General features: G+C 71.9%; 5 protein-coding genes and 1 tRNA gene. 3 read left to right on the top strand and 3 right to left on the bottom strand.

Annotation, left to right across the window (positions count from 1 at the left end):
• Both ND748_RS23025 and bcp read left to right on the top strand, forming a co-directional pair.
• Nucleotides 1-718, top strand: a 718-nt coding sequence (locus ND748_RS23025; RefSeq protein ID WP_251748046.1) for a thioredoxin domain-containing protein, incomplete at its 5' end; no start/stop codon positions are given.
• A 158-nt stretch (nt 719-876) separates the two neighbouring features.
• Nucleotides 877-1,368: a thioredoxin-dependent thiol peroxidase gene (gene bcp, locus ND748_RS23020; protein WP_251748045.1), complete on the top strand. Its 492-nt coding sequence runs from the start codon at nt 877-879 to the stop codon at nt 1,366-1,368.
• Between the two features lie 76 nt (nt 1,369-1,444).
• Here the strand turns inward: bcp and ND748_RS23015 are convergent, their stop codons facing one another.
• Nucleotides 1,445-1,981 carry a hypothetical protein gene (locus tag ND748_RS23015; protein ID WP_251748044.1) on the bottom strand — a complete coding sequence of 179 codons (537 nt, stop codon included), beginning with the start codon at nt 1,979-1,981 and terminating at the stop codon, nt 1,445-1,447.
• Between the two features lie 334 nt (nt 1,982-2,315).
• Between ND748_RS23015 and ND748_RS23010 the strand changes: the two genes are divergently transcribed.
• Nucleotides 2,316-2,396 (top strand) — tRNA-Leu (locus ND748_RS23010).
• Between the two features lie 294 nt (nt 2,397-2,690).
• Here ND748_RS23010 and ND748_RS23005 read toward each other — a convergent pair.
• Nucleotides 2,691-4,052, bottom strand: a complete 1,362-nt coding sequence (locus tag ND748_RS23005; protein WP_374216004.1) for an esterase-like activity of phytase family protein — start codon at nt 4,050-4,052, stop codon at nt 2,691-2,693.
• Nucleotides 4,053-4,488: 436 nt separating this feature from the next.
• Complete coding sequence (locus ND748_RS23000) at nt 4,489-5,775, bottom strand: cytochrome P450 (protein ID WP_251748042.1); 1,287 nt, start codon at nt 5,773-5,775, stop codon at nt 4,489-4,491.
• Nucleotides 5,776-5,895: the final 120 nt, after the last annotated feature.

The raw sequence follows: 5,895 nt of genomic DNA, 5'->3' as shown, positions 1-5,895 counted from the left end.
GGGCAAGGCGGGCGCCGAGGACCGGCGGGCGAAGGCCGCGGCCGCCCGCGCCGCGGCGGCGGCCCAGGAGCGGCGGCGCCGCAACCTGATCGTCGCCGGAGTGGTCGTGGTGGTGCTCATCGTCGCCGCCGTGGTCGGCTTCGCCGTGCAGAACTCGCGGGAGGAGTCGAAGCCCGTCGTGCTGCCGACCACGGCCACCGGGAGCCACAACGGCATCGTCGTCGGCCAGGCGGCTGCCCCGGTGACGGTGGACATGTACGAGGACTTCCAGTGCCCCGCCTGCGAAGCGCTGGAGACCCAGACCGGCCCGACCATCCGCACCCTGCTCGACCAGGGCAAGATCAAGATCGACTATCACGTGATGTCGTTCCTCGGCCCCGAGTCGAAGCGGGCGGCGAACGCGGCGGCCGCGGCCGCGAACGAGGGCAAGTTCCGCCAGCTTCATGACGTCCTGTACGCCAACCAGCCGGAGGAGCACACCGGCGGGTTCACCAAGAGCATCCTGCTCACCCTCGGGGCCAAGGCCGGCCTGACCTCGCCGGCCTACAAGGACGCCGTCAACAACGGCACCTACGACGGCTACGTCGCCAAGGTCGACAGCGACGCGTCGAAGGCCGGCGTCGCGCAGACCCCGACCGTGATCATCGATGGCAAGCAGCTCGCCGGCGACCAGCTCACCCCCGACGGTTTCCGCGCCGCCGTCACCGCCGCGAGCTGACCCCGGCGGCCCCGCCCAGGGCCAGACCAGCACGCGCCGCGCCGGCCGTCTCCTCCCCTCGAACGAGACGGCCGGGAGCGGCTGCGCGTCCTACTCCCAGGCCACGGGGGACGGGGGTGGTTTGCCGTTCCGCACAGGCCACGACTACTTTTCGGGCCATGACTGAGACCGCCAGCGCCGCCCGTCTCGCCCCCGGCGACCCCGCTCCCGAGTTCACGCTGTCCGACGCCGACGGCAACGAGGTGTCACTGTCGTCGTTCCGGGGCCGTCGCGTCGTCGTCTACTTCTACCCGGCCGCGTCGACGCCGGGCTGCACGAAGCAGGCGTGCGACTTCCGCGACAGCCTCGCCCAGCTCAACGACGCCGGCATCGACGTCCTCGGGATCTCCCCCGACAAGCCGGCGAAGCTGGTGAAGTTCCGCGACAACGAGTCGCTGACGTTCCCGCTGCTGTCCGACCCGGAGCGCAGCGTCCTGGCCGCCTACGGCGCGTTCGGCGAGAAGACGATGTACGGCAAGAAGACCGTCGGCGTGATCCGCTCGACGTTCGTCATCGGCGCCGACGGAAAGGTCGAGGTGGCGCAGTACAACGTCCGCGCGACCGGCCACGTCGCCAAGCTCCTGCGCGACCTGGACCTCGCCACCGCCTGACCGCCCCGCACCCCTCGCCCGCCTTCCACCGAGGCACGCCGGGGTCGGCCGGGGTCGGCCGGGCCCGCGGCGGGTTCTAGCTTGCCGGCCGTAGATCCCAGCGCAGCAGAACGTTCTCCGGTCGCGCCGGATCCACCAGCACCGGGATGCGCCGCGGCCGGCCGGAGGAGGCGATCGCCGCGCGGCTGAGATCCATGTCCGCGTCGGGCACCACCGCGCTGCGCACGACGGGATACGGCGCGCCCCCCGGCCGATCGACGAGCAGGTGCACCTCGGCGACGGCCTGGCCGTTCACCCGCACGCCCGTGTCACACAGCGTGTCGACGGTCGCGGTCGTCGCCCGCCCGGAATGGATCAACGTCAGTGCCCGGTTGCGCTCGAGCAGGGCACGTTGGGCGGCGTGCCTGGGGCCGGACCGCCCCAGCCGGGACACGGTTCGCGTGGCCCCGTCGGCCGCCGCCGCACCCGCCGCCGTCGGATGCCCACCAGCAGCCGCCGGCGGCGGATCGTCCGCGTGGAAACCGTCGCTGCCAAGGTCGGCCCCGGCGCAGGCCGTGGCCGCAGCCGCGGGGTCGTCGGTGGCGGCGGTACCCGGGGCCTCCGTCGTGGTCATCTGCTGTCGTCTCCCAGTCGTCCTTGCGCGGACCGGCGCACGCACCAGCCTGCCGCCGGGCTACGGCCCGTGCGGGTCGGGCTGGCGACAGCGTGACCGCCGCGCCTGTCGGCAAGGCGACCGTCGGACAGACGAGGCTGACCGAGGACGCGGACCCTGTTGACGGCTGGGATGTGTCCGGCTCACATCTCCCCAAACCTCGCATCCCGCCAAACCTCGCCAAACCGAACAAGACGCATCTGGGCTGACCTCCCAGCGCACGGTGACCGGCGATCGACGCTTCGGCGGGCCGCCATGCCACCGTGGTGCCGGTCCTCGCTACCCTGGAAGCCACGCGGGAGTGGCGGAATGGCAGACGCAGCAGGTTTAGGTCCTGCCGCCCTAGGGCGTGGGGGTTCAAGTCCCCCCTCCCGCACCCACGCTTCTACGGGCGAGTTCATCCCGCCTCGGACGCCTTGAGCCGACAGCATCGTGGACGCGGGCGACGGCCGGCAGAGCCCCTAAGCCCCGCGTTCGACGCGAGTCATTCGCAGAACTGCACCCGGTTCCACGTCGTGGCGCGGGGTCGGAGCGCGAAGTTCTGAACTGCCGGGAAAGTAACGTATGCCGCCGACTCACCGGATCCACGCAGGCCACGCGCGGACCCGGTGAGCCATCGCTACCTTGGCCGGACTCCCCAGCGCTGCGGGCGCCGGCCGGGAGCGTGCGATCAGGACAGCGGGTGGTTCAGGCGGAGGAGGAGGATCTTGCTCTTGAGGCCGGAATCCCTGAGCTGACCGTTGGCGTCGAAGGTGCCGAGGCCGAAGTCGTTGTCGTTGGCGACGGCGATGGTGCGGGGGCCGAGGACGGCGACGCCCTCGATCTTGTCGGGCATGCCGGGGACGGCCTCGAGGTCGACGGCCAGGCGCTTGGGCAGGACCGTGACGCCGGCCGTGGCCGGGTCGGCGAGGGACTCCAGCGACGGCGAGGTCGCGGCGTTGTCCCACGCGGTGCCGAGGATGTTCGTGGCCTTACGCAGGTCGACGGTGTAGAGGCGGGCGACGGGGTCGGTGCGCTCGTCGACGAGCAGGGTGTGCTCGTCGACCGCGGCGAGCGAGGAGACCTTCATTTCGGCCGGGTCGCCGTCGGCGCTCGGATCGAAGGTCTTGACGTCCTCGAGACGGTAGACGAATTCGCCGGTCACCTTGTTCTTCGCGGTGTCGAACCGGAGAATCCGAGTGTTGCGGGAAGCCTCGCCGGTGTCGGTGTCCGGCACCAGCAGCGGGCTCTGCACGGCCAGGTAGAGCGTCCGGCCGTCGGGCGCCAGCGCGATGCCCTCGAAACCGCGGTTGATCTTACGGTTGGTGAGGATCGCGGGCAGCGACGGGATGACGGGGTAGTCCGTCCCGGTCAGCTTCAGGCCGGCGGGGACATACCGGGCCAGCACCTTTCCGCGGGCGCTGATCCGCAGCAGGGACGGGCTGTACTCATCCACCAGCCAGAACTCGCCGCTGCGCGTGCGGACGAGACCCTCCGTGTCCAGACCGTTCGGGTTGAACGGCAGTTTCGTCTGGGCATCCCAGGTGTACGGGGTCTCGTCGTAACCGTCGATGTTCGACAGGCCGGTGACGGCTGCTCCGTGCGCGGTGGTGATCGGCAGGGACTCCAGGACCTTGATGGCCGACCCGTCGACCCGGACCTTGAGGATGGCCGGGTCGAAACCGGGAACCGGGAAGGTCCGCCGGTTCTTGCCGGCCACCTTGATCTGCCCGTTCGGACCACGGTCGGTGACGGTCCAGAACTCGTTCGGCCGACCGGCCGGGTACAGATCACTGCCGATGCCGCCGAGGTTGACGCCGCGGTCGGTGTCCACCGAGCCGGGGATCAGGCCGTTGGAGAACTCGGCCAGTCCGGTGTCCGGCAGCGTTCCCGTCGCCACCACCGTCGGCACGGTCGACCCGGCGCTCGTCGGCGCGGCCGACGCGACCCCCTGCCCGGCGACGATGCCGAGCGGCACCGTCAGTGCCAGGCCCGCGACCGCCCATCCACGAAGTCGTCTCGACGCCACGACACTCCCCCCTGATCCCCGCATCGGAATCTCCCGTCGTTTCCCCAGGTACCGACCGTCGACACGGCCGACAACGGACGTTAGGGCCCATCAGTGGACAGCTGATGAACCGCAGCCGTCCGGCGACCCTCCGCACTACGACCAGCAGACGGAAACGTCCTAGTCACACGCCGCGCAGGCGCACGCGGGGGTTCCATGGGCCACCGTTCGGCCCCGGACATGGGCAGGACGTACGACGGTCGGCGACCCCGGTCCGCGGCGCCGCGAGACCCCGAGCCGAGGGATGCAGTCCGGGAACCGAGACGAGGGGCGCGGACATTACCCGGCATGGGGCGACGATGACGGATGAGGCCGATCCGGATGCGTTCCTGGTCGATCGACGACAGCGGATTCGGTCAGCCGTGGGTACGGGGCCGGCCCTGCGCCGGGCTCGCGTTCGACCACGACCGCTCGCGCGTGGTCATCGTGCCGATGCCCTGACCGTCGGGGCGGGGGTGGCGAGCCGGACGGGCAGGGTCTGCCAGCCGTGGACGATGAAGGAGGGGGCCTGCGGCAGGGCACCTGCCGGCGCGGCGAGCGCGAGGCCGGGGAAGCGGGCGAACAGGGCCGGCAGAGCGTACCCGGCCTCCAGCCGGGCCAGCGGGGCGCCCAGGCACCGATGGACGCCGACCCCGAACGCAAGGTGGTCGGTCGTGTCCCGGCCGGGCTCGAACCGGTTGGCTCCGGGGCCGTGGTGGCCGGGGTCGTGCCCGGCGGCGAGGATGCCCGCGACGATTGCCGCCCCGGCGGGGATCGTCACCGCGCCGGTGTCGATGTCGGCCACGGCGAAGCGCAGCGGGATGTTGGCGATGCTGGGCGCCCACCGCAGCGTCTCCTCGATGACCTGATCCCAGGTGATCTCTGCGGCACGCAGCCGGCGGAGCTGGCGATCGTGGGTCAGCAGCGCGTGCACGGCGTTGCCGAGCAGGTGCCGGGTGGTCTCGTGACCTGCGCTGATGAGCAGGAGCAGGGTGTCGAGCAGCTCCCGATGCCCCAGCCGGTCGCCGGTGACCGCGTCCCGCACCCCGATGAGCTCGGTGGTCAGGTCGTCACCGGGGTCGCGCAGCTTCCCCTCGACGAGAGTCGCCAGGACCGACCGGGTGCGGACGAGGTTCGCGGCGGCCTGTTCCGAGCTCACCGTCGTGTCCATGATCTGCTCGACGACCTGGGCGAAGTCCGGGCGCATCCGATCCGGGATGCCGAACAGCCCGCCGATCACCGCCAGCGGCAGCGGCTGCGCGAAGGCGCCCACCAGGTCGACGACCGACCCGCCGGACCCACCGGGCCTGCCGGACCCGCCGGACCCGCCGGCCAGGTCGTCGAGCAGCCGCTCGGTGATCGCCGCTACGGCGGGGCGCAGCAGCTCGGTGCGCCGGACGCTGAAACTCGGCGCGACCAGCCGGCGCAGCCTGGCATGATCGACGCCGTAGGTGCTGAGCATGTTCACCACGCCCACCCACTGCAGGACCCAGCTCCATTCCGGCCGGCGACACGCCTCCTCCCACTGCGCCCAGTGACGGCGGGGATCCTTGCTGACCCGCGGATCGAGCAGCAGCGCGCGCAGCATCGTGTGCTGGTTCACGGCGTACGCGGGGATGCCGCCGGGCAGGGTCACCGCGGCGACCGGCCCACGGGCACGCAGGGCAGCGGCCTCCGCGGCGAGGCTCGGCCCCGCGGCGGCGACGGACAGCGGCTGGGCGTGCACCACGCCGATCCCTCCGCGTCTCTCGGATGCGCGCGACCGGCCGGGACGGCGCCCGTGGGCGGCGCAAGGATGTCCGCGATCCCCGACCACGAGGTGATGCCCGCCGACCCGACCGTCGATGCC

The organism is Frankia sp. AiPs1, from assembly GCF_023716945.1.
Taxonomy (GTDB): Bacteria; Actinomycetota; Actinomycetes; order Frankiales; family Frankiaceae; genus Frankia.
This window is presented reverse-complemented; position numbering and strand designations above follow the sequence as displayed.

Excerpts from the sequence above, each read along its gene's own strand:
- ND748_RS23005 (WP_374216004.1), bottom strand. The coding sequence starts at position 4,052 with ATGCGGGGATCAGGGGGGAGTGTCGTGGCGTCGAGACGACTTCGTGGA.
- ND748_RS23015 (WP_251748044.1), bottom strand. The coding sequence starts at position 1,981 with ATGACCACGACGGAGGCCCCGGGTACCGCCGCCACCGACGACCCCGCG.
- bcp (WP_251748045.1), top strand. The coding sequence starts at position 877 with ATGACTGAGACCGCCAGCGCCGCCCGTCTCGCCCCCGGCGACCCCGCT.